This is a genomic window from Roseateles sp. P5_E11, assembly GCF_054049355.1.
This window is the reverse complement of the sequence record NZ_JBFUMO010000035.1, coordinates 1-22,843: the sequence shown is the minus strand read 5'-3', so window position 1 is coordinate 22,843 and position 22,843 is coordinate 1. Positions and strand designations below refer to the sequence as shown.

Annotated in this window: 22 protein-coding genes; 15 read left to right on the top strand and 7 right to left on the bottom strand. The window is 67.4% G+C overall.

The window, feature by feature from the left end:
- Window positions 1-300: 300 nt before the first annotated feature.
- From hpf to hprK, 3 genes are all read left to right on the top strand, one after another.
- Window positions 301-642: a ribosome hibernation-promoting factor, HPF/YfiA family gene (gene hpf / locus ACXJKR_RS04935; protein ID WP_056200061.1), complete on the top strand. Its 342-nt coding sequence runs from the start codon at window positions 301-303 to the stop codon at window positions 640-642.
- A 259-nt stretch (window positions 643-901) separates the two neighbouring features.
- Complete coding sequence (locus tag ACXJKR_RS04930) at window positions 902-1,372, top strand: PTS sugar transporter subunit IIA (RefSeq protein ID WP_056200063.1); 471 nt, start codon at window positions 902-904, stop codon at window positions 1,370-1,372.
- 34 nt (window positions 1,373-1,406) lie between these two features.
- Window positions 1,407-2,363 (top strand): HPr(Ser) kinase/phosphatase, encoded by a 957-nt coding sequence (gene hprK / locus ACXJKR_RS04925; RefSeq protein ID WP_057298638.1) that lies wholly within the window; start codon window positions 1,407-1,409, stop codon window positions 2,361-2,363.
- Between the two features lie 23 nt (window positions 2,364-2,386).
- Here the strand turns inward: hprK and fur are convergent, their stop codons facing one another.
- The gene (gene fur, locus ACXJKR_RS04920) at window positions 2,387-2,827 is read right to left on the bottom strand and encodes a ferric iron uptake transcriptional regulator (protein ID WP_457321223.1); all 441 of its coding nucleotides are present in this window, start codon (window positions 2,825-2,827) and stop codon (window positions 2,387-2,389) included.
- 113 nt (window positions 2,828-2,940) lie between these two features.
- On the opposite strand from fur, the gene ACXJKR_RS04915 reads away from it, so the two are divergent.
- The 9 genes from ACXJKR_RS04915 to ACXJKR_RS04875 are packed head-to-tail and all read left to right on the top strand — an operon-like array spanning window position 2,941 to window position 12,590.
- Window positions 2,941-3,519, top strand: a complete 579-nt coding sequence (locus ACXJKR_RS04915) for an outer membrane protein assembly factor BamE (RefSeq protein ID WP_457321221.1) — start codon at window positions 2,941-2,943, stop codon at window positions 3,517-3,519.
- On the top strand, window positions 3,516-4,256 hold the full coding sequence (gene dapB / locus ACXJKR_RS04910; protein WP_268795276.1) for a 4-hydroxy-tetrahydrodipicolinate reductase: 741 nt from the start codon (window positions 3,516-3,518) through the stop codon (window positions 4,254-4,256). Before ACXJKR_RS04915 ends, dapB begins: the two co-directional genes overlap by 4 nt.
- A gap of 1 nt (window position 4,257) precedes the next feature.
- On the top strand, window positions 4,258-4,902 hold the full coding sequence (locus tag ACXJKR_RS04905; protein ID WP_457321219.1) for a MotA/TolQ/ExbB proton channel family protein: 645 nt from the start codon (window positions 4,258-4,260) through the stop codon (window positions 4,900-4,902).
- A 2-nt stretch (window positions 4,903-4,904) separates the two neighbouring features.
- The gene (locus ACXJKR_RS04900) at window positions 4,905-5,330 is read left to right on the top strand and encodes an ExbD/TolR family protein (protein WP_457321217.1); all 426 of its coding nucleotides are present in this window, start codon (window positions 4,905-4,907) and stop codon (window positions 5,328-5,330) included.
- 40 nt (window positions 5,331-5,370) lie between these two features.
- A complete protein-coding gene (gene leuS, locus ACXJKR_RS04895; RefSeq protein WP_457321215.1) occupies window positions 5,371-8,001 on the top strand; it encodes a leucine--tRNA ligase in 2,631 nt (876 codons plus the stop codon).
- A complete protein-coding gene (locus ACXJKR_RS04890) occupies window positions 8,001-8,486 on the top strand; it encodes an LPS-assembly lipoprotein LptE (protein WP_457321213.1) in 486 nt (161 codons plus the stop codon). Before leuS ends, ACXJKR_RS04890 begins: the two co-directional genes overlap by 1 nt.
- Window positions 8,486-9,556: a DNA polymerase III subunit delta gene (gene holA / locus ACXJKR_RS04885; protein WP_457321211.1), complete on the top strand. Its 1,071-nt coding sequence runs from the start codon at window positions 8,486-8,488 to the stop codon at window positions 9,554-9,556. Before ACXJKR_RS04890 ends, holA begins: the two co-directional genes overlap by 1 nt.
- 39 nt (window positions 9,557-9,595) lie before the next feature.
- On the top strand, window positions 9,596-10,186 hold the full coding sequence (locus ACXJKR_RS04880) for a methylamine utilization protein (RefSeq protein ID WP_457321209.1): 591 nt from the start codon (window positions 9,596-9,598) through the stop codon (window positions 10,184-10,186).
- 10 nt (window positions 10,187-10,196) lie between these two features.
- Window positions 10,197-12,590 carry an EAL domain-containing protein gene (locus ACXJKR_RS04875; RefSeq protein WP_457321207.1) on the top strand — a complete coding sequence of 798 codons (2,394 nt, stop codon included), beginning with the start codon at window positions 10,197-10,199 and terminating at the stop codon, window positions 12,588-12,590.
- Here ACXJKR_RS04875 and ACXJKR_RS04870 read toward each other — a convergent pair.
- From ACXJKR_RS04870 to thiL, 3 genes are read right to left on the bottom strand one after another with little or no spacing between them, the layout of a single operon-like run.
- Window positions 12,587-13,084, bottom strand: coding sequence for a CinA family protein (locus tag ACXJKR_RS04870; RefSeq protein ID WP_056200091.1), 498 nt, complete (start codon window positions 13,082-13,084; stop codon window positions 12,587-12,589). The two genes, ACXJKR_RS04875 and ACXJKR_RS04870, sit on opposite strands and share 4 nt — an antisense overlap.
- A gap of 2 nt (window positions 13,085-13,086) precedes the next feature.
- Window positions 13,087-13,614, bottom strand: coding sequence for a phosphatidylglycerophosphatase A family protein (locus ACXJKR_RS04865; protein ID WP_457321205.1), 528 nt, complete (start codon window positions 13,612-13,614; stop codon window positions 13,087-13,089).
- Window positions 13,611-14,549 carry a thiamine-phosphate kinase gene (gene thiL, locus ACXJKR_RS04860; RefSeq protein ID WP_457321203.1) on the bottom strand — a complete coding sequence of 313 codons (939 nt, stop codon included), beginning with the start codon at window positions 14,547-14,549 and terminating at the stop codon, window positions 13,611-13,613. Before thiL ends, ACXJKR_RS04865 begins: the two co-directional genes overlap by 4 nt.
- Window positions 14,550-14,639: 90 nt before the next feature.
- Here thiL and ACXJKR_RS04855 point away from each other — a divergent pair, with 90 nt between their 5' ends.
- The 3 genes from ACXJKR_RS04855 to ACXJKR_RS04845 all read left to right on the top strand — a co-directional run bounded on the left by ACXJKR_RS04855 (window position 14,640) and on the right by ACXJKR_RS04845 (window position 18,051).
- Window positions 14,640-16,937, top strand: coding sequence for an NADP-dependent malic enzyme (locus ACXJKR_RS04855; RefSeq protein ID WP_457321202.1), 2,298 nt, complete (start codon window positions 14,640-14,642; stop codon window positions 16,935-16,937).
- 243 nt (window positions 16,938-17,180) lie between these two features.
- Window positions 17,181-17,609 carry a ribonuclease domain-containing protein gene (locus ACXJKR_RS04850; protein ID WP_457321200.1) on the top strand — a complete coding sequence of 143 codons (429 nt, stop codon included), beginning with the start codon at window positions 17,181-17,183 and terminating at the stop codon, window positions 17,607-17,609.
- A gap of 46 nt (window positions 17,610-17,655) precedes the next feature.
- Window positions 17,656-18,051: a barstar family protein gene (locus ACXJKR_RS04845; RefSeq protein WP_056200105.1), complete on the top strand. Its 396-nt coding sequence runs from the start codon at window positions 17,656-17,658 to the stop codon at window positions 18,049-18,051.
- Between the two features lie 215 nt (window positions 18,052-18,266).
- On the opposite strand, the gene rsmA is transcribed toward ACXJKR_RS04845, so the two are convergent.
- The 3 genes from rsmA to ACXJKR_RS04830 form a co-directional block, all read right to left on the bottom strand.
- Window positions 18,267-19,046 (bottom strand): 16S rRNA (adenine(1518)-N(6)/adenine(1519)-N(6))-dimethyltransferase RsmA, encoded by a 780-nt coding sequence (gene rsmA / locus ACXJKR_RS04840; protein ID WP_235532028.1) that lies wholly within the window; start codon window positions 19,044-19,046, stop codon window positions 18,267-18,269.
- Window positions 19,034-20,344 carry a peptidylprolyl isomerase gene (locus ACXJKR_RS04835; RefSeq protein WP_457321198.1) on the bottom strand — a complete coding sequence of 437 codons (1,311 nt, stop codon included), beginning with the start codon at window positions 20,342-20,344 and terminating at the stop codon, window positions 19,034-19,036. The genes rsmA and ACXJKR_RS04835 overlap by 13 nt, the downstream gene beginning before the upstream one ends.
- A partial coding sequence (locus ACXJKR_RS04830) for an LPS-assembly protein LptD (protein ID WP_457321196.1) occupies window positions 20,341-22,843 on the bottom strand: 2,503 nt, incomplete at its 5' end. The genes ACXJKR_RS04830 and ACXJKR_RS04835, both read right to left, overlap by 4 nt.

The window sequence follows — 22,843 nt, the reverse complement described above, 5'->3', positions numbered from 1 at the left end:
GGAGTGGACGGTCACCGAGGGTGATCGCTGTCCAAGAAGGGCTCCGTAGGGTGAATAGCCGCGGATTATTGCACCCGCTCAAGACGTGAAAGAAGCCGCGAAAACGAGGCCCTCCAGCCGACAAACGGTCACCGTCATCCCCTTGTCATGCCGCGGCTTCGCGAGCAAACTGGACTCGTCGATTTCCCCACTCCCACCCACCTCCGCTACCCGAAAGACCCTCCTCCTCCCTCCCCCTTCGTCTGTTTTTTCTCAGTTTTCTGGTTTGTTTTCCGACCCATTCCTCTGAAAGGAGGCTTTATGAATCTGACGATCAGTGGCCATCATCTCGAAGTCACGCCCGCTCTGCGCGAGTACGTACTCACCAAGCTGGACCGTGTGACCCGCCACTTCGACCAGGTCGTTGATATCAACGTCCTGCTGACCGTAGAGAAGCAAAAGGAGAAGGAACGCCGCCAGCGCGCCGAAGTGACCCTGCATGTGAAGGGCCGCGACATCTTTGTCGAGCAATCCCACGAGGATCTGTACGCCGCCATTGATCAATTGATGGACAAGCTGGATCGTCAGGTCTGCCGCCACAAGGACAAGGTGCAGGACCATCACCACGCCTCGGCCAAGCGCCTCGAGGTACCCGCACGCTGAAGCCCCTGGCTCATCTCGCGGCGGCCTGCGGGCCGCTTTTGTTTTTGCGATGCACAATCCATGGCTGCTCGCGGCAATCGGTTGTTGCTGCAGTGCCGCAAAAACCCGCATTCATGGGTGGTCAGAGGTGTTTTCCACGTCTCTAGGGGCTACCGCCCACCCCAAAACGACGCACGGTTCCATAATCTGTCGCTCTGATTGACCCACCAGCCCGGCACGGCCGCGCCTATCCGGCGCCCCCGATGCTTGGCCTCAACCCATGAACCGTCTCGCCGCCATCCTGCCTGCCGACAACGTGTTGGTGAACGTGGATGCGTCCAGCAAGAAACGCGCCTTTGAACATGCAGGCTTGCTGTTCGAAAACCACCACCAGATGGGCCGGGCGCTGGTCACCGACAACCTCTTCGCCCGCGAGCGTCTGGGCTCGACCGGCCTGGGACACGGCGTCGCCATCCCGCATGGCCGCGTCAAGGGCCTGAAGAACCCGCTGGCTGCGGTGCTGCGGCTGGCCCAGCCCATCGGCTTCGATGCGCCGGATGACGAACCCGTCGGGTTGCTGATCTTCCTGCTCGTGCCCGAAGCGGCCACGCAGCGTCATCTGGAGATCCTGTCCGAGATCGCCGAGATGCTGTCCGACCGCGAACTGCGCGAGCAGCTCAAGGCCGAGCCGGACGCCGCCACCCTGCACAAGCTGATTGCGGCCTGGGAGCCGCTGAAATCAGTCGCTTGATGCCGCTTTTCGACGCTTCGCGTAAACCCTTAGTTTGAAACCCACCTCGATCAGCGCGGAAAGGCTTTTCGAAGAGCACCGCGAGGCCTTGCGCTGGGAGTGGATCGCCGGCCACGCCCACCCGGAACGCCGCTTCGACGAAGCGGCCGTGCGCGATGCGCAGAGTGCGGCCGACCTGGTCGGCTACCTGAACTACATCCATCCCTACCGCGTCCAGATCGTCGGCCGTCGTGAGGTGGCCTATCTGAACCAGGAAGGCACCGACGTTCAGGACCGGCGCATTTCCCGCATCGTCACGCTGGAGCCGCCGGTCATCATCGTCGCCGACGACACCCTGCCGCCGCCGCGCCTCGTCGCCATGTGCGACCGGGCCGAAATTCCGCTGTTCCGCACCAACGAATCCGCCGGCCATGTCATCGACCTGGTGCGCGGCTACCTGTCCCAGCTGTTCGCCAACCGCACGACCCGCCACGGTGTCTTCATGGACATCCTGGGCCTGGGCGTGCTGCTGACCGGCGAATCGGGCCTGGGCAAGAGCGAACTCGGCCTGGAGCTGATCTCGCGCGGCCATGGCCTGGTCGCCGACGACGCGGTCGACTTCTTCCGCATCGCCCAGACCGCCATCGAAGGCCGCTGCCCGGAGCTGCTGCTCAATCTGCTGGAAGTACGAGGCATCGGCCTGCTCGACATCAAGTCCATCTTTGGCGAGACGGCGGTGCGCCGCAAGATGCGCCTCAAGCTCATCGTCCACCTGGTGCGCAAGGAGACGATGGAGCGCGACTTCGAGCGCCTGCCCTATGAGCCTCTGTATGAGGATGTGCTGGGCATGCCGGTGCGCAAGGTCGTCATCGCCGTGGACGCGGGCCGCAACTTGGCCGTGCTGGTGGAGGCCGCCGTGCGCAACACCATCCTGCAGCTGCGCGGTATCGACACCTACAAGGAGTTCGTCGAGCGCCACCAGCGCGCCATCGACAACGGCTCGATGGATTGAAGCCCCTCGCCCGAGGGGAGCGCTCAGCTGCGGTTCGGGCAGTCCGTCTTCAGGCAGGTCGCGTACAGCGCCAGCGAATGCTCCTGCAGCTGGAAGCCACGTTCGCCCGCGATGGCGTGCTGGCGCTCCTCGATGCCGGGGTCGAAGAACTCCTCGACCTTGCCGCAGTTCAGGCAAACGAGGTGGTCGTGGTGGCGGCCCTCGTTGAGCTCATAGACGGCCTTGCCGGTCTCGAAATGGTTGCGGCTCAACAGGCCCGCCWGCTCGAACTGCTGCAGCACGCGATAGACCGTCGCCAGGCCGATGTCGGCGCCCTCGCCAAGCAAAGCCTTGTAAACATCTTCAGCGGTCATGTGACGCTGCGCCGCGCGCTGGAAGATCTCGAGGATCTTGATGCGCGGCAGCGTSGCCTTSAGGCCGCTGTTCTTGATGTCGCTGGTCTGGTTCTTGGCGGAAGAGGGCATGGCGGGGAGCAAAGGAGGCCAGGGAGGGCCCCGCTAGAATCCGCCGATCATAGCCAGCCGGCCTGCCGGCCGGCGCTTCCCGTCCCCTTCCTGCCCCTTCAGCCAGCCGCCCGATGCGTCCCCTGCTTGCCTCTCTCCCGCTGCTTGCACTGCTCGGCGGCTGCTCCTACCTACCCACCTGGGATTCYCTGCCAAGCCTGCCGTCGGTCACCGGCGAAAAGGTGCTGGGCCTGCTGACGCCCTATCGCGTCGAGGTCGTGCAGGGCAATGTGCTGACCAAGGAGATGGTCGCCCGCGTCAAGCCCGGCATGCCCAAGGCGCAGGTGCGCGACCTGCTCGGCTCGCCGCTGCTGACAGACGTCTTCCACGAGGCGCGCTGGGACTATGTCTTCACGATCCGCCGCCAGGGTGCCGCGCCGCAGCAGCGCCTGGTTGTGGCCCTGTTCGACGGCGACAAGCTCAAGTCCCTGGATGTGCCCGACGACCTGCCGGCCGAGAACGACTTCGTGGCCGCCATCAACACCTTCAAGCCGAGCAGCAAGAACCCGAAGCTGGAATTGAGCGAGGCCGAGCGCGACGCCCTGCCCCCGCCCAAGAAGAGCACCGAGGCCGCGCCCACGGCCGCCGCCGAAGGCCCGGCGCCGGGCCGCACTTATCCGCCGCTGGACGCCAAGCCGGGTTCGGGCTCGTGATCAAGGTCGCAGTGATGGGCGCCTCCGGGCGCATGGGCAAGATGCTCATCGAGGCCGTCGAGGCGGCCGACGACTGCAGTCTGCACGTCACGCTGGATAGGGGCGACGACGTCCGCGCGGGCCTGGCCGGCGCCGACGTGATGATCGACTTCACCCGCCCCGAGGCGACGCTGGCTCATCTGGCTGTTTGCGCCGAACTGGGCGTCAAGGCCGTGGTCGGCACGACCGGCTTCGACGAAGCCCAGAAGGCCGAGATCGCCAGATTCGCCGAGCGCACCGCCGTCGTCTTCGCGCCCAACATGAGCGTTGGCGTCAACGTCGTGCTCAAGCTGCTGGACATGGCCGCCCGCGCGCTGAACGAGGGCTATGACATCGAGATCGTCGAGGCCCACCACCGCATGAAGGTGGATGCCCCCAGCGGCACGGCCCTGCAGATGGGCCAGGTCGTCGCCGACGCCCTGGGCCGCGACCTGAAGACTAGCGCCGTGTATGGCCGCGAAGGCGTCACGGGCGCGCGCGACCCGTCCACCATCGGCTTCGCCACCGTGCGTGGCGGTGACATCATCGGCGACCACACCGTCCTGTTCGCCGGCATCGGCGAGCGCATCGAGGTCAGCCACAAGGCCACCAACCGCGGCATCTATGCCCAGGGCAGCCTGCGCTGCGCGCGCTTTCTGGCCGGCGGCAAGAAGGCCGGCCTGTTCGGCATGAACGACGTCCTCGGATTCAACGGCTGATATGGGCGGCTTCGCGGACTTCTGGGCCCAAAGCGACCTGGTCGGTCGCGCGGTGGCGCTGCTGCTGCTGGCCATGTCGGTCAGCGCCTGGGCGCTGATCCTGTGGAAGGCCTGGCTGCTGCGCCGCGCCCGCCGCGGCCTCGTGCGCGCGGTGCCGGCCTTCTGGGGCGCGGCCGGTGTTGCTGAGGGCCGCAGTGCGCTGCTGAGCTTCGACACCGAAGGCCTGTTGCTGCCGCTGCTGGACGCCGCCACGGCCGAGACCCGCAGCGCCACGCTGGACGCCGCCGGCAAACGTGAATCCCGCCTGACCCGCCGCCTGCGCGACGCGCTGCATGCCGTGCTGGCCAAGCTCCAGTTCGGCCAGGTGCTGCTGGCCTCCGTTGGCGCGACGGYCCCCTTCGTGGGCCTGTTCGGCACCGTCTGGGGCATCTATCACGCGCTGGCCAGCATTTCCGCGGCCGGCAACATCACCATCGACAAGATCTCCGGGCCCGTCGGCGAGGCGCTGATCATGACGGCCGCCGGTCTGGCCGTGGCCATTCCTGCCGTGTTGGCCTACAACGTCTTCGGCAAGCTGGTTGCGGCCTGCGAGGCCGACCTCGAAGGTTTCGCGCACGACCTGCGCGAGTTGCTGGACCACGATTGATCATGAGCTTCGGGCGACTTGAAAGGCCTGACGCCGCTCGCCCGATGAGCGACATCAACATGACGCCGCTGATCGACGTCATGCTGGTGCTGCTGGTCATCTTCATGATCACTGCACCGCTGATGACCGCCTCGCTGCGCCTGGACCTGCCCAAGAGCGAAGCTGCGACGCCCAGCGACGCGCCGAGCTTCATCGCCGTGGCCATCACGCCGGACGGCAAGCTGCATCTGGGCGACGACGAGCTCGACGCCATGGCTTTTCAAAAGCGCATCGGCGAACTCGGCCGTGCCAACGCGCAGCTGGAAGTGCAGTTGCGCGCTGATCGCGCCGTGCCCTATGGCCAGGTCGCCGAACTGATCGGCTGGGTGCAGGCCGCGGGATTGAACCGCATCGCCTTCGTCGCCCAGGCCGCCGCTTCAGCACCGTGATCGAAGGGTCGCCAGAGGGGCGACCCATACAATTTGGCGTATGAACGCCAAGACCGAAGCGCCCAGCTACAACCCGAACGAGATCGAAGCCGCCGCCCGTGCCTACTGGACGGAGCGCGATGCCTACCGCGTAACCGAAGACGCGAGCAAGCCGCACTTCTACGCCTGCTCCATGCTGCCCTACCCGTCGGGCAAGCTGCACATGGGCCATGTGCGCAACTACACGATCAACGACATGCTGGCGCGCCAGCTGCGGATGAAGGGCTTCAATGTCCTGATGCCCATGGGCTGGGACGCCTTCGGCCTGCCGGCTGAAAACGCCGCGATGAAGGGCAAGGTGCCGCCCGCGCAGTGGACCTACTCCAACATCGCCCACATGAAGGGCCAGATGCAGGCCATGGGCCTGGCCATCGACTGGAGCCGCGAGGTCGCGACCTGCCAGCCCAGCTACTACAAGTGGAACCAATGGCTGTTCCTGAAGATGCTGGAAAAGGGCATCGCCGAGCGCCGCACTCAAGTTGTCAACTGGGACCCGGTGGACCAGACGGTGCTGGCCAACGAGCAGGTCATCGACGGCCGTGGCTGGCGCTCGGGCGCGCTGGTGGAAAAGCGTGAGATCCCGGGCTACTACCTGAAGATCACGCAGTACGCCGAGGAGCTGCTGTCGGCCGTGGCCGACCCCGCCGACCCCAACTACCTGAGCGGCTGGCCGGAGCGCGTGCGGCTGATGCAGGAGAACTGGATCGGCAAGAGCCAGGGAGTGCGTTTCGCCTTCCCGCACAGCATCGAAGGCGGCGGCGGGCGCCTGTGGGTGTTCACGACTCGCGCCGACACCATCATGGGCGTGACCTTCTGCGCCGTCGCGCCCGAGCATCCGCTCGCGACCGTTGCAGCCAAAGACAAGCCTGAGGTGGCCCGCTTCATCGAGGAATGCAAGGCCGGCGGAACCACCGAGGCCGAGCTGGCCACGCAGGACAAGAAGGGCGTGCCCACGGGCCTGTTCGTCACCCACCCCATCACCGGCGCGCAGGTCGAAGTCTGGGTTGGCAACTACGTGCTGATGAGCTACGGCGACGGCGCCGTCATGGGCGTGCCGGCGCACGATGAGCGCGACTTCGCGTTCGCGCTGAAGTACGGCCTGCCCATCAAGCAGGTCATCGACGTTGACGGCCAGGCCTACGACGACAAGAAGTGGGCCGAGTGGTACGGCGACAAGTCCAAGGCGCGCTGCATCAACTCCGGCGTGCTGGATGGCCTGGGCCACGTGGACGCCGTCAACAAGGTCGCCGAGCTGCTCGCCGAGAAGGGCCTGGGCGAGAAGAAAACCACCTGGCGCCTGCGCGACTGGGGCGYCAGCCGCCAGCGMTACTGGGGCACCCCCATCCCCATCATTCACTGTGAAACCTGCGGCGTCGTGCCGGTGCCGGAGAAGGACCTGCCCGTCGTGCTGCCCGACGACCTGATTCCCGACGGCAGCGGCAACCCGCTGAACAAGCACGCGGCCTTCCTGAACGTCGGCTGCCCGAGCTGCGGCAAGCCGGCCCAGCGCGAGACGGACACGATGGACACCTTCGTCGATTCGTCCTGGTACTTCATGCGCTACTGCGACCCGATCAACGACCAGGCCATGGTCGCGGACGGCACCAAGTACTGGATGCCGATGAACCAGTACATCGGCGGCATCGAGCACGCCATCCTGCACCTGCTGTATGCGCGCTTCTGGACCAAGGCGATGCGCGACCTCGGCCTGGTGACGATCAGCGAGCCGTTCGAGAAGCTGCTGACCCAGGGCATGGTCTTGAAGGGCGCGTTCTTCCACAAGCCCGAGGGTGGCGGCAAGGACTACTACTGGGACCACGAGATCGACGTCATCCACGACGACAAGGGCGGCATCGCCGGCGCCAAGCTGAAGAAGGACGGCACGCCGCTCGAGTACGAGATGACGACCATGTCCAAGTCCAAGAACAACGGCGTGGACCCGCAGGCGCTGATCGACCAGTACGGCGCCGACACGGCCCGCCTGTTCGTCATGTTCGCCAGCCCGCCCGAGCAGACGCTGGAGTGGAACGACGCGGCCGTCGAAGGTGCGCACCGCTTCCTGAAGCGTGTGTGGAACTTCGGCGCGCGCAATGTCGACGCGATCAAGTCAGGCGGCCAGGACTTCGCCGCGCTGAACGGCGACGGCAAGGCGCTGCGCCGCGAGGTGCACAACGTGCTCAAGCAGGTCAGCTACGACTACGAGCGCATGCAGTACAACACCGTCGTCTCCGGCGCGATGAAGCTGCTGAACGCGCTGGAAGGCTTCAAGGCCGAAGGCCAGGCGGCTGCAGTGCGCGACGGCTTCTCGGTGCTGCTGCGCGTGCTTTACCCCGCCACGCCGCACATCGCCCATCAGCTCTGGCAAGACCTCGGCTTTGCCGCCGAACTCGGCGACTTGCTCGACGCACCCTGGCCCACAGTCGATGAGGCGGCCCTGGTCCAGGACGAGATCGAGCTGATGTTGCAGGTCAACGGCAAGCTGCGCGGCGCAGTCAAGGTGCCGGCCTCAGCCGACAAGGCGGCCATTGAAGCTGCGGCGCTCGCGACCGAGGAGTTCGCCAAGTTCGCCGAGGGCAAGGCCCCGAAGAAGGTCGTCATCGTGCCTGGCCGCCTCGTCAACATCGTCGTCTGATGGACCGCCGCATCGCTCTGTTCAGCCTCGCAGCCCTCGCCGGCTGCGGCTTCGAGTTGCGCCACGAGCCCGTGCTCTCCTTCCAGACCCTGGCGCTGACCGGCTTCCCGCCGGAATCGCCGCTGGCCGCCGGCCTCAAGCGCCAGATCAAGCGCACGCCGGTGCAACTGCTGGACGACCCGGCTCGCGCCCAGGTCGTGCTGGAAGCCACCCGCGAGTTCCGCGACCGCACCGTCGTCGCGTCCACCAGCGTCGGCCAGGTGCGTGAGTTCCAGCTGCGCCTGCAGTTCGACTACCTGATCCGCACGGCGGCGGGCGAGCTGCTGGTGCCCAAGGTGGAGCTGCGCCTGGCCCGCGACATGACCTACACCGAGACCTGGGCGCTGGCCAAGGAGCAGGAGGCTGCCAACCTGTACGGCGCGATGCACTCCGACGCGATAGCGCAAGTCATGCGCCGCCTCGCCGCCGTGAAGCTCCAAGGCTAATGCAACTGCGCGCCGAGGGCCTCAGCGCCCACCTTGCCAAGGGCCTGGCCCGCATCTACACCGTGCACGGCGACGAGCCGCTGCTCGCCCAGGAGGCGGCGGACCAGATCCGCGCCGCCGCCCGCGCCAATGGCTTCGGCGAGCGGCAGATCTTCATCGTCAGCGGTGCCTATTTCGACTGGGCACCGGTGCTGGCCGCCGCGCAGGCCATGAGCCTGTTCTCCGAGCGCCAGTTCATCGAGATCCGCATCCCCAGCGGCAAGCCCGGCAAGGAGGGCTCCGAGGCCCTGCAGCGCTATGCCCAGGCCGCGCCCGACGACGTGCTGACCCTGGTCACGCTGCCGCGGCTGGACAAGACCCAGCTCTCCAGCGCCTGGTTCATGGCGCTGGACGGCAACGGCGCGTCCATCCGCGTCGAACCCGTGGAGCGACGCCTGCTGCCCGCCTGGCTGGCCCAACGCCTGCGCGCGCAGGGGCAGTCGGTGCCCGAGGGCGAGGATGGGCAGAAAGCCCTGGCCTTCTTCGCCGACCGCGTCGAGGGCAATCTGCTCGCAGCCCACCAGGAGTTGCAAAAGCTCGCCCTGCTGCACCCCAAGGGCGAGCTGACGCTGGAGCAGATCGAGGCGGCCGTGCTGGACGTGGCGCGCTTCGACGTCTTCAAGCTCAGCGAGGCCGTGCTGTCGGGCGCTGTTCCGCGCATGCTGCGCATGCTGGACGGCCTGGAGGCCGAGGGCGAGGCCGCCGTGCTGGTGCACTGGACGCTGGCTGAGGACGCGCGGGCTTTGGCCCGCGTGCGCGCCGCGCTGGACGCCGGCAAGCCGCTGCCATTGGCGCTGCGCGAGGCGCGCGTCTGGGGCGCCAAGGAGCGTCTCATTGAACGCATCGCGCCGCGGCTGGACGCCGCCCAGGCGGGCACCCTCGTGCAGGCTGCCCAGATCTGCGATGGCCTCGTCAAAGGCCTGCGCCACCCCGACTGGCCCAGCGACCCCTGGGCCGCGCTGCGCCGCCTGGCCCTGATGCTTGGCGAGGCCGCCAGCGGAAAAACTGGGGCAGTTCTGGCTGCCCGTTGACCCCGATTGGGCTATCGTCGGGGCGGTAAACCTGCCGTCATGCCGCCGTCTCTTCACAAACTCGTCCCTACTGCTCTTGCGCTGAGTTCGCTGGCGGCCCACGCCGTGCCCGTCACGGTGCAGTTGCACGGGCCAGGCGGCCAGCCGCTGGCCGGCGCCGCGGTGGCCATCGAGGTCAAGGGCCGCACTGGCAAGACCAGCACCACCAAGGCCGAGATGGGCCAGCGCGACCGCCAGTTCACACCCGAGCTCCTCGTCGTGCAGACGGGCACGGCCGTCAGTTTCCCGAACTTCGACGCCGTGCGGCATCACGTCTACTCGTTCTCGCCCATCAAGGTCATCGACATCAAGCTCTACTCGGGCACGCCGGCCGAGCCCATCGTGTTCGACAAGCCGGGGGTCGCCACGCTGGGCTGCAACATCCACGACCGCATGAGCGCCCACATCGTCGTGGTGGACACGCCGACCTTCGGGCGCACCGATGACAAGGGCCAGGTGGCGTTTGACCTGCCGGTGGGCGAGCACGTCGCCAAGGCCTGGCATGGCGGCCAGAAGTCAACCAACCTGCAAAGCGTCAAGCTCGAAGTGCCGGCGGGCGGGGGCCCCGTGGCCCTCACGCTCGCCGAGTAACGCCACCGCAATGCGCTGGCCAGCCTGGCTGAACCTGCGCCGCCTCGAGGGGCGCATCGTCGCCCTCTTCCTGGCGCTGCTGCTGGTCGTGCAGCTGGTCAGCTTCGGCGCCATCCACGCCAGCATCACGCACAACGCCGAGGATTCCCTCGCCAGCGAGCTGCAGACCGGCGAACGCGTGCTGCGCCGCCTGCTCGACCAACGCGCCGGCAAGCTGCGCGACGCGGCCGAGCTGCTGGCCAAGGACTATGGCTTTCGCAGCACCGTCGGCCTGTCGCTGGCCGAGGCCGGCACCGTAGAGACCATCAAGGACGCGCTCGTCAATCAGGGCGAACGCGTCGGCGCCTCGGTCGTCGCCTACTTCGATGACCAGCAGCACCTCGTTGCCGCCACCCGCGACGGCGCGGCCGGTTTCGGCGCCGCGCTGGGCCAGCTCGTGCACAGCAAGGATGGCGCGGCCCTGGCCGTGCAGGGCAGCAAGGTCTACCAGGTGGTCGCCGTGCAGGTGCGCACGCCGGCACCGGTGGGCTGGGTGTTGATGGCCTTTGCGCTGGACCGCGAGGTGCTGGACGATCTCAAGGCGCTGTCGGAGCTGCAAGGCGTCGTGCTGCTGCAAGGTCCGACCAAGCAGTGGCAGACCACCGTCGACAACCTCGATGGCAGCGCAGTCAACGCCTTGCGCGCTACGCTGGGTCAGGCGGCTCCAGCCGACGGCATCGTTGAGCTGGCCGGCGAACGCATGCGTGCCCTCTTCGTGCCCCTGATCGGTGGCGATCAAGCCCTTGGCGTGCTGCTGTTGCGGTCGCTGGACGCGGCCCTGGCGCCCTATCAGCAGTTGCAGCTCGTCCTGCTCGGCCTGACCGTGCTGGGCGTCGTCGTCTTCGCCCTCGTCAGCGTGCTGCTGGCACGCGGCATCAGCAATCCCATCACGGCCCTGTCGGCCTCGGCGCGCCGGCTGGAGCGCGGCGACTACGACACGCCCGTGCCGTCGACCTCGCGGCTGGAGGAGGTGCACAAGCTGGCCCTGGCGCTGGAGAGCATGCGTGAGGGCATCCGCCGCCGCGATGCCCTCGTCAACAACCTGGCCTACGTCGACCCGCTGACGCTGCTGCCCAACCGCGCGCGTTTCGCCGAATTCCTGCAGCACCACCTGACCCACAGCAACACGCCGGGTGCCGTGCTGATGCTGGACCTGGACCGCTTCAAGCACGTCAATGACGTGCTCGGCCACGAGGTGGGCGACCGCCTGCTGCAGTCGGTCGCCGAGCGCCTGCAGGCGTTGTGCGCGCCAGCGCATTCGGTGCTCGCGCGGCTGTCGGGCGACGAGTTCGCCGTGCTGCTGGCGCACACGGACGCCCATGCCGCCAGCGAGGCGGCGCTGGCCATCCTGAAGGACTTCGAGCGTCCGCTGCAGATCGACAACGAGACCATCGACCTCGGCGCCGGCATCGGCATCGCCCTCTTCCCCGCGCATGGCCGTGAGGTCAACCTGCTGCTGGGCCGCGCCGAGCTGGCCATGTATGCGGCCAAGGCCCGCCAGTGCGGCAGCCTGATCTACCACGCCCAGCTGGACGCCGGCAGCCAGGAGTCGCTGTCCCTGTTGACCGAGCTCCGCCACGCCGTCGAGAAAGATGAACTGCGCCTGTACCTGCAGCCCAAGATCGACCTGCAGCAGGGCAAGATTCTCGGCGCCGAGGCCCTGGTGCGCTGGCAGCACCCGACGCGCGGCCTGGTACCGCCGATGCAGTTCATTCCTTTTGCCGAGCAGACGGGCTTCATCCGCCTGCTCAGCGCCTGGGTGCTGTCCAACGCGGCCAGGTTCGCGCGCCAGGCCGCGGACGCGGGCCTGACGCTGCGGCTGTCGGTCAACCTGTCCACGCGCGACCTGATGGACCAGGACCTACCGGCCAAGATCGAGGCCATGCTGGCGCCGCTGCAGGTGTCGGCCGACTCGCTGTGCCTGGAGATCACCGAGAGCACCATCATGGACGACCCCGAGCGGGCCCTGTCCACACTGGAGCATCTGCATGCGATGGGCTTCAAGCTGTCCATCGACGACTTCGGCACCGGCTATTCGTCGCTGGCCTACCTGAAGCGCCTGCCGGTGGATGAGCTCAAGATCGACAAGAGCTTCGTCATGGCCATGGAGCGTGACCTCGACGACGCGCGCATCGTGCGCTCGACGATCGAGCTGGCGCACAACCTCGGCCTCACCGTCGTCGCCGAGGGGTTGGAGACGCTCAAGGCCTGGGCCATGCTGGCCCGCCTGGGCTGCGACGAAGGCCAGGGCTACTTCATCAGCAAGCCCATGCCGCAGGAGCAGTTCATCGCCTGGGCCAAGAGCTGGCAGCCGCCGGACATCTCGGTCGTCACGGCCGAGAGCCTGATGGCCAAGCTCGGCTAGTTGTCCCGGTCTTCCAGCGCTTCACACAGCGCCGTCAAACCCGCCGTCACCGTCTGCAAGCGCACCGCATGGCGGTCGCCGCTGAAGTTCTCGCGCCAGACCTGGGCCGGCCGCCCCGCATGCACCAGGGCCAGCCAAACGGTGCCGACCGGCTTGGCCTCGCTGCCGCCCGTCGGCCCGGCCACGCCGGTGACGGCCAGTGCCCAATCGATGGGCGCGTGCGCCAGCAGGCCACGCGCCATGTGTTCGGCCACCTCGGCGCTGACGGCGCCGTGCAGCGCGATCAGGCCCTTGGGCACGCCCAGCAGTTCGGCCTTGGCCTCGTTGCTGTAGCTGACGACGCCGCGCTCGAACCACGCGCTGGAGCCGCTCAGGCTGGTGCAGGCGGCGGCGATGAGGCCGCCGGTGCAGCTCTCCGCCGTGCCGATGCGCTCGCGCCGCTGGATCAGCGCCACGGCGATGCGGTCGATCAGTTCAAGGTCGTCGGCAAACATGCTTACCCCATCACAAAGCGGTAGAGCGCGATGACAGCGAGCGTACAGCCGGCCGCGACGAAATCGTCGAACAGGATGCCGAAGCCCTGCGCCCAGGTGACCGCGGCGCCGCGCTCGCCCTTGAAAAGCCGGTCGGCCCAGCCTACCGGCCCGGGCTTGGCGGCGTCGAAGAAGCGGAACAGGCCGAAGGCAATGAGCTGGCCCAGCCAGCCCACCGGCGCGATCAGCCACAGGATGAGCCAGAAGGCCAGCACCTCGTCCCAGACGATGGAGCCGGGGTCCGGCGTGTTCATGTCGCGCGCCGTGCGCGTGCAGGCCCACCAGCCCACCAGCGTGCCGATGCCGATCAGCAAGCCCCAGGCCAGCTCGCTCATCCACGGCGAGATGACCCAGAACACCAGCCAGGCCCAAAGGGTGCCGACGGTACCGGGCGCTTTGGGGCTCAGGCCGCTGCCGAAGCCCAGGGCGATCCAGCGCGCCGGGTGGCGCAGCATGAAGGCCGGCGTCGGACGGATCGGTGCGCCGCTCATGACTTGAAGTGGTCGAAGGAGCGCAGGCCGTGCTCAACCACTGCGCCGCGCGCGTCGACAACGCGCAACCCGGGCTCGGCTTCGATGACGCCGATGCGCGTCAATGCCACGCCCACATCGGGCAGCCGCGCACCGGCTGGCGCGGTGAAGACCAGTTCGTAGTCGTCGCCGCCCGCCAGCAGGCATTCCTGCTGCACGGCGGCCGCCTGCGCAGCCAGCACCTCGCTGCGGGGCAGCGCATCGACGTCCAGACGCGCGCCAACGCGGGAAGCCGCCAGGATGTGGCCCAGATCGCCGAGCAGCCCGTCTGACACGTCGATGGCCGCCGTCGCGATGCCGCGCAGCGCCTGGCCCAGTGCGACGCGCGGCGTTGGCAGCTCCATCGCGGCACGCACTTCCTCGAAGCCGGCGCCATCCACGGCCACAGTGCCACGGAACACCTCCAGCGCCAGCCGCGCATCACCGAGCCGCCCCGACACCCAGATCTCGTCACCCACTTGCGCGCCGCCGCGCAGCAAGGCCCGCCCCGGCGGCGCCTCGCCGAAGACGGTGATGCAGAGATTCAACGGCCCCTGCGTTGTGTCGCCGCCGATCAGCGGGCAGGCATGGGCGTCGGCCAGAGCCAACAGGCCGCGCGAGAAACCGGACAGCCAGGCTTCGTCAACGCGCGGCAGGGCCAGGGCCAAAGTGAAGCCTCGCGGCGTCGCACCGCAGGCGGCCAGGTCGCTCAGGTTGACGGCCAGCGCCTTGTGGCCGAGGCGCACCGGATCGACCGTCGACAGGAAGTGCCGGCCCTCGACCAGCATGTCACTGGAAACCAGCCAGCGCGCACCCGGCGTGGGCACGAGCACGGCGCAGTCGTCGCCCACGCCCACCTCGACGCCAGCCACCGCGGGGCGCTGGAAGTAGCGCCGGATCAGATCGAATTCGCCCATGGTCACGATTAGACCTTGTGGACATCCACAGCGCCCGGCGCGCCCTTGGGTGGCATGATTCCAGCCCCGTCGGCACCTTGTGATCCCGCCATGTCCAGCTCCGAAGAAAAACGCGCCCAACTCCGCCAGGCCGCTCTCGAGTACCACGAGTTCCCGACGCCGGGCAAGATCGCCATCGCGGCGACCAAGCAGCTCGTCAATCAGCACGACCTGGCTCTGGCCTACTCGCCGGGCGTGGCTGYGGCCTGCGAAGAGATCGTCGCGGACCCGGCCAATGCCTTCCGCTACACCTCGCGCGGCAACCTGGTCGCCGTCGTCTCCAACGGCACGGCCGTGCTGGGCCTAGGCAATATCGGGCCGCTGGCGTCCAAGCCCGTCATGGAGGGCAAGGGCGTCCTGTTCAAGAAGTTCGCCGGCATCGACGTGTTTGACCTCGAGGTGGCCGAAAACGACCTCGACAAGCTGGTCGACTGCATCGCCGCGCTGGAGCCCACCTTCGGCGGCATCAACCTCGAAGACATCAAGGCGCCGGACTGCTTCTATGTCGAGCGCAAGCTGCGCGAGCGCATGAAGATCCCCGTCTTCCACGACGACCAGCATGGCACCGCCATCGTCGTCGGCGCGGCCTTCCTGAACGGCCTCAAGGTCGTCGGCAAGGACATCAAGCAGGTCAAGCTCGTCACGTCGGGCGCAGGCGCGGCGGCGCTTGCCTGCCTGGGCCTGCTCGTCAAGCTCGGGCTGCCGCGCGAGAACATCTGGGTGACCGACCTGGCCGGCGTCGTCTACGAGGGGCGCACCGAGCTGATGGACCCGGACAAGGCCGTCTTCGCGCAGCCGACCTCGCAGCGCAGCCTGCGCGAGGCGATTGCCGGCGCCGACGTCTTCCTGGGCCTGTCGGCCGGCGGCGTGCTGAAGGCCGACATGGTCGCGACCATGGCCGCGCAACCGCTGATCTTCGCGCTGGCCAATCCGACGCCGGAAATCCTGCCGGAAGAAGTCCAGGCCGTGCGCGGCGACGCCATCATGGCCACGGGCCGCACGGACTACCCCAACCAGGTCAACAACGTCCTGTGCTTCCCCTACATCTTCCGCGGCGCACTGGACTCGGGCGCGACGACGATCAACGTCGAGATGGAGATCGCCGCGGTGCACGCCATTGCTGATCTTGCCCAGGCCGAGCAGAGCGAGGTGGTGGCCGCAGCCTATGTGGGCGCGACGCTGAGCTTTGGCGCGGAGTACCTGATTCCCAAGCCTTTCGATCCACGGCTGATGATGCGCATCGCGCCGGCCGTCGCCAAGGCGGCTGCCGACTCCGGCGTCGCGGCGCGGCCCATCCAGGACTGGGACGCCTACCGCGAGAAGCTGCAGAGCTTCGTCTACGCCTCGGGCAACACGATGAAGCCCATCTTCACCGCGGCCAAGCGGGCGCCCAACAAGCGCGTTGCCTACGCCGAGGGTGAGGAGGAGCGCGTGTTGCGCGCCGCACAGGTCGTCGTCGACGAAGGCCTGGCGCGCCCGACGCTGGTGGGCCGCCCGCAGGTCATCGCCGAGCGCTGCGAGCGCTTCGGCCTGCGCCTGCAGCAGGGCCGCGACTATGACGTCGTCAACGTCGAGCACGACGACCGCTACCGCGACTACTGGCAGACCTACCTGCAGATGACCGAGCGCAAGGGCGTCACCCAGCAGCTTGCCAAGATCGAGATGCGCCGCCGGCTGACGCTGATCAGCTCCATGCTGCTGCACAAGGGCGAGGTCGATGGTCTGCTCTGCGGCACCTGGGGCACGACTGCCACGCACCTGCAGTACATCGACCAGGTCATCGGCAAGCGCGCCGGCGTGAAGACCTATGCCTGCATGAACGGGCTGATCCTGCCGGGCCGCCAGGTCATGCTGGTGGACACCCACGTCAACTACGACCCGACCGCCGAGCAGCTTGCCGAGATCACCGTCATGGCCGCCCAGGAGATGTGCCGCTTCGGCCTGACGCCGAAGGCCGCCCTGCTGTCGCACAGCAACTTCGGCACCAGCGACAAGCCGTCGGCCGTAAAGATGCGCGACACGCTGGCGCTGCTGCGGCAGCTCGCGCCGTGGCTGGAGGTCGACGGCGAGATGCATGGCGATACCGCGCTAGACGCCCCCTACCGCAAGCAGATCATGCCCACCAGCCCGCTGACGGGCGAGGCCAACCTGCTGGTGCTGCCCAATATCGACGCCGCCAACATCTCCTACAACCTGCTGAAGACGGCCGCCGGCGGCGGCATCGCCATCGGGCCGGTGCTGCTCGGCGCGGCCAAGCCGGTGCACATCCTGACGCCTTCGGCGACCGTGCGCCGTATCGTCAACATGACGGCCCTGACCGTCGCCGACGCGAACGCGGCACGCGCCTGAACCTGGCACCGGCTCCAAGGGGGAACAGGGCAAAAGCGCCCGGACTCCCCCAATTGACAGAAGTTTTCACGACCCAAAACTGCGTCATGCAGCTGTCATGCTGCGAGTGAAATCAATCACTTAGACGCGCGTGAGTGCTGGCTCACATGACCCTATTCCAGACTCCGGCGCCCGCGCCGAGCTTGAGCTTTTGGGGTCGCTTCGGTACCATTACGGTTTCTCGTTCAGGGTTAACCCGTGTTTTTGCTCTCGTGGCTGGCGCGCTCCGGCGCCTCGGCGGTCACCACCGCCCTGCTRCTTTCCGGCTTGGCCGGAGGCGCGCAAGCCAAGGAAGCCGTCGGCGATAAGCCCCCCACCGCAACGCCCGCTCTGGCTGAAATTTCGCTGAGCGAGCTGCCCGCCCAGGCCCAGGAAACGCACCGGCTCGTTCTCGCCGGTGGCCCGTTTCCTTATGCCAAGGACGGCGTGGTGTTCGGCAATCGCGAGCGTCTGCTGCCCCGCAAGGCTCGCGGCTTCTATCGCGAATACACGGTCAAGACCCCTGGCGCCCGCAACCGCGGTGCCCGCCGCCTTATCTGCGGTGGCACGCCGCCGACGGCGCCCGAGATTTGTTATTACACCGGCGATCACTATGCCAGCTTCAAGCGCGTTCGCGCCCAAGCGGCCCGGTGAAGTCGAGGGTTCAGCAGTTTTGTGACTTGAAAGGAGGAACGCGACCATGCTTTTGCAGACCGTCCGTCCCAATATCGTGCAGGCCATACGGGCCTACAGGGTMGAGGACTTGATGCAGGCCGCCCAAGAAGCGGGCCAGCATTTCCTGTACGCCAACCTGTCGGAGGCGCAGTCCAAGCAGGACGTGCTCGATGGCATCGCGCAGGCCTTCCTGTTTCCAGCGCATTTCGGCAAGAACCTGGACGCCCTGCATGACTGCATGACCGACCTCGTCCACAAGTCCGGCTCCCAGCCAGGCTTTGTCGTGGTGCTGGAGCAGTTGCCCGACAACGTGCGATTCGACCGCGAGGCGAGAGAGCAATTGCTCGATGTCTTCCGAGACACGGCCGACTATTGGGCCGACAGGAAGATAGCGTTCAGGTGCTTCTATTCTTTTCAGTAGCCCGCTCCCAAGATAACGGGTCATGGGAGCGGGCTACTGAAGTGGCCCCGGTTATTGAAAAGCCTGCGCCGAAAAGCGCCAAGGCGACGGTTGGCAACCCCAACTTCGGCATGAACATGCCGATGATGTGCAGTGCCTTCGACACCTCGATGTGGCTCAGCGCAGCTTGAAGCGCTGAACTATCGAAAGCAGAACGGGACCCTCGGGTCCCGTTTTCATTTCTGCTGCGGCACTTCAAGCGCCAGCGCGACGAATTCGTCGACCGGCACCTCCTCGGCGCGGCGCTGCAGGTCGAAGTGGCCCGAAAAGCCGCGCTCGGCCAGCCAATGGCCCAGGCTGTGGCGCAGCAACTTGCGGCGCTGCGAGAAGGCGCTGGTGACCAGCGCCCCCAGCAGGGCCGGGTCTACCGCTGGCGGCCTGGCCAACGGCTGCATGCGCACGATGGCCGAGTTCACGCGCGGCGGCGGGTCGAAGGCCTCGGGCGGCACTTCCAGCACCGATTCAATGTCGTAGCGCCACTGCAGCATCACGCTGAGGCGCCCATAGTCCTTGCGGCCCGGTGCGGCGGCCATGCGGTCCACCACTTCCTTCTGCAGCATGAAGTGCTGGTCGACGACGTCGTCCACCGCATCCAGCAGGTGAAAGAGGATGGGCGTGGAGATGTTGTAGGGCAGGTTGCCGACCACGCGCAGCTTGGCGCCCTTGGTGGCAGCCAGCGCCTTGAAGTCGACCTTGAGCACGTCCGACTCGATGACCTCGACGTCGTCGCGCTTGCGCAGGCGCGCAGCCAGGTCGCGGTCCAGTTCGATGACGGTCAGCGGCTTGTGTCGCGCCAGCAGCGGCAGCGTCATCGCGCCCAGGCCAGGGCCGATCTCGACCAGGGTCTCGCCCGGCTGCGGATCGATCAGGTCGACGATGGCCTCGATCAGCGCCTTGTCGGTCAGGAAATGCTGCCCGAAGCGCTTGCGGGGGATGTGGGAACTCAGTCGAGCCACTCGCGCACTTCAACAAACGCCTTCGCCCGCAGATCCTTGACCCACTCCTGATAGGCCTCGTCGTATTTCTGCTCGCGCAGTGCGCCGCGGGCCTGGTCGCGCAGCTGCTTCATCTCGACATCGACCGTGCGGCGCTCCAGCACCTGGATCAGGTGCACGCCGAAGCGCGACACGACCGGTCCCGAGATGCCGTTCAGCGGCAGCACGTTCATCGCTTCCTCGAATTCCGGCACAAAACCGCCGGCAGCCATCCAGCCCAGGTCACCGCCTTCGGGGGCGCTGCCGTCCTCGGAATTGGCGCGGGCGAGTTGCTCGAACTTGGCCGAACCGGTCTCGATCTGGCGCTTGAATTCGGCCAGGCGGCGGGCCGCGACTTCGGCCGTCAGCTGTGCCGAGGGGCGCAGCAGGATGTGCCGGGCATGGGTCTGCACGGCCTGCGTCAGGGATGCGCCACCTTGGCGCTCGATGACCTTGAGGACGTGAAAGCCCGCGCCGGTGCGCAGCAGCTGAGGCGCGACCTCGCCGCTCTTCAGCCCCTTGACGGCATTGACGAACACGTCGGGCAGCCGATCGGCCAGGCGCAGGCCGATCTCGCCGCCGCGCGCCTTGTTGCTGTCTTCGGACACCTCGCGGGCGACGCGGGCGAAGTCCTCACCGCCCTTGATGCGCGCCAGGGCGCCTTCAGCACGGGCGCGGCGTTCGGTGACGACGCTTTCCGGCGCGCCATCGGGCACCGGCACGAGCACCTGGGCGAGGTTGACCATGCCGCCGCTGGCGAGTTCATTGCGCTTCTTGTCGAGGTAGGCGTCGATCTCGGCGTCCGTCACCTTGATGCGTCCCTGCACTTCGCGCTCGCGCACGCGCTCCGTCATCATCTGGTCGCGCAGGTTMTCGCGAAAGCTCTTGTAGTCGGTGCCGTCGGCCTTCAGGCGATCGCGCAGCTGCGCCATCGTCAGCTTGTTCTGCGCGGCGACGTTGGCCACCACGCGGTCCAGCTCGGCCTCGTCGATCTTCTGGCCGGTCTCGCGGGCGTAGGTGACGAGGACGCGATCCTCGATGAGGGCCTCCAGCGCCTGCTTGCGCAGGCCGGCCGTCTCGGGCATGACCTCGCCCTTCTGGCGGGCTTCCTGGCGCAGGCGTTCGGTACGCTGGATGACCTCACTGGCGGCGACGACGTCCTGGTTGACGACGGCGGCGATGTAGTCCCCCGGCTGCAGCGTGGGCGTCTGGGCCTGGGCCTGGAAAGCGGCCAAGGCCAGCGTCACGGCAAGAAAGAGGGGAGCTAGGCGATAGATCATGGTTGGAAATCTGAACTCGGTGAGCGGTCGGAGCTCAGCCTTCGGTAACCGGGCACATTGTCCTTCAAGACTTTGAGGGCGTTCGAACCGAGCTGTGACAGGCCGACGAGCTCCAGTTGCAGCATCAGCCGCGTGTTCGTTTCGGCGCGGCCGGTGGACAGCCGCTCGACGCCCCAGCGCAGCACCCAGCAACCGGCGTCGTACTCGAAGCCCATGACCGAATCAGTCAGGCGCCGGTCGCGCAGCGAGTACTGCACGCGGCCGGCGCTGTACCAGGCGCCGCCGCAGGCCTTGCTGTCGGCACCGCGTGAGGTGACAGGGGTACCGTAGATCGGCCATTGCCAGGCCAGTTCGACCTGCTCGCTCTGCCCCCGCGCCAGCCGATAGGCGACGCTGACGGTCTTGTAGGGCCCGGGCGAATAGCGCCCGCGCAGCACCGATCGCACCGAACGGTTGGTCTCGGGGTTGAACTCCAGCGTGCCGTCGGCCCACCACTTCTCGTCCAGGTGGGCGGCGGCAGCCAGCAGCAGATCGGAGAAGCGCTGCGTGACAGGCTGGCCGTCGGGTGTGATCTTCTGATCGCGGAACAGGAAGCGCTGCACGGCTCCCAGGCGCAGGATCTCCTCGCCCGTGTTGGTGCCGATCCAGCGGCTGGTCACGCCCGCACTCAGTGCATGCAGGTCCGACACCCGGTCCACGCCCGAGAAGGGGTTGTCGGTGTAGATGGAGTCGAAGTTGAAGTCCTTGGCCGCCGCGTCGAAGTTGGGCAGGTTGGCCTGGTCGCGGAAGGGCGTGTTGACGTAGAGCAGCCGCGGCTCGAGGCTTTGCCGGTAGTCGCGGCCGAACAGCGTCGTGTCGCGCTCGAAGACCCAGCCGTGGTCGATGCTCAGCGTCGGAATGACCCGGCCCATGCGCCGACGGCCGTCGGACTGGGCCTGGTCGAGATCGTAGGCGGCCGCATTGAACGAGGCTCGCGGGATGAACCACCAGGCCTCGCCACCCAGCGGTGCGCTGACGTGGCCCAGGGCATGCACGCGCTGCCCGCCACGCGGCTGACCGGCCAGCGCCGAGCCCGGCAGGTCGAAACGGTTGTACTCCAGCTCCAGCCCGCCCTCCAGCCTTGCCTTGCGGCCCCAGGGGCGAAAACTGTCGAGCACCGCCTCATCGGCCGCCGTCGTCACGCGAACGCCGACCTGCGGGCTGCGCTGGAACGGCGAATCGAACTGCGAGGGGACGTCGGTGCCCTGCAAAGCCTGCCAGCGCTGCACGCGGGCATAGGTGTCGATGACGCCCCAGGACAGCTCGCGTTGGCGGTTCAGCGTGAAGTCATTGGCCAGCAGGCGCGGCGTCTGGCTCTCGACGCGGCGCGACATGTCCTTCCAGTAGTCGTCGTCAGACACGCGTTCGCTCTTGAGCCGGTAGCGCCAGTCGCCAAACACATGGCCGTCGTTGTTGAGCTTGAGGCTCCAGCGCGAACGGCCGAAGACGCGGTCGCCGGGCAGCAGGTCGACGTTGATGCGGCCGGCATGGTCAGGCTCGAGGTAGCGGAACTCGCTGTCCAGACCCACGCCGCGCTTGCTCATGATGAAAGGCGTGAAGGTCGCATCGCGCTGCGGCGCGATGTTCCAGTAATAGGGCACGCCGAATTCAAGGCCGCTGCGGTTGTCCAGGAACAGATTCGGCGGCAGCCAGCCCGACTTGCGCGCCGAGCTGAGCGGGAAGCTCAATGACGGTGCGGCGAGCAGCGGCATGCCCAGGAAGCGCAGCACTGCGCCGTCGGCCTGGCCTTCGTTGGCGGCCAGGTCCATGCGCAGCTGCTTGGCCGTGATCTGCCAGGCCGGCTCCTGGTTCTCCACGGCGGGGCAGCTGGTGTAGCTGCCCTCGGTGGCGCTCATGTGCTCGCTGTCCTGAAATTTCAGCACCTTGGCCTTGCCGGCGCCGCCCGTGGCCGCGAGGAAGAAGCGGGGGGTCAGGAACTCGCCCTCGAAGCGGCTCACATAGAGCTGCAGCAGCGGGCCGGAGAAGACATTGCCGTTGTGGTTGATGCGCACCTGGCCTTCAGCCCGGGCAAGGTCGTCCACGACGCTGTAGTCCAGCTTGTCGGCGTTCAGCACCAGCTCGCCGTAGCGCAGCTCGACGTCGCCCAGGCCCTCAGCCTTCTGATCCAGCTGGGCCGAGACCTTGTTGGCGCTGATGACCAGGGCCGGCTTGGCACCGGTCTTGGACGCCGGCCCGAGCACGCGGCTGCCGCGCAGTGGCAGGGCCTCTGCGGGGCCAGCCTGCTGCTGGGCTGACGCCTGCCCCCAGGCGCACAGGGCCAGGGCAACGAGGGCGGGTAGCAGGGCTGCGGTGGGAAATCGGGAGAAGCGCGGCACGGACGGCAAAGGCTCGGAGTCGGTGAGGATGCCGGGGCCGGCAGGTAAGGAAGCGCTGAACAAGTTCCTCGCGCGCGGCGCATCCGTGTTTTGGGCGGTCTGCGGCGTTGCAAATGCTCGCCAT